Origin of the sequence: Escherichia sp. AM3 (genome assembly GCF_032029835.1) — a bacterium.
Taxonomy (GTDB): Bacteria; Pseudomonadota; Gammaproteobacteria; order Enterobacterales; family Enterobacteriaceae; genus Escherichia; species Escherichia coli.
Window position 1 is genome coordinate 1 of the sequence record NZ_JAVUPQ010000980.1, and the last position, 271, is coordinate 271.

Annotated in this window: 1 pseudogene; it reads right to left on the minus strand. The window is 52.0% G+C overall.

Annotated elements, in window-relative coordinates:
• Positions 1-198, minus strand: a pseudogene (locus RTW80_RS29330) (MFS transporter); the annotation flags it as partial.
• Positions 199-271 lie beyond the last annotated feature (73 nt).

The window sequence follows — 271 nt, forward strand, 5'->3', positions numbered from 1 at the left end:
CTTAATAAGGCTGCCCGTTAATAAGGTGCCCAGCAGATTGCCCGTAAAAAAGGACGAGCTAACCATACCCACCTGCCAGGTCGGTAAGTTTTCATGGGCGAGCCATAGCGGGACGAGTGTGTTTAACACCGCGATCGCCAGGGTCAGCAAAAGCAGGCCACAGAGCAACAAAAGCACCGGGCGGGTATAGGTGGTCATGGATTAAAAACCGTGAGGAAGTTCAGATTTCGTGCGCATCATGCCACTGGCAAAAACAAAGTCAATCCACCGG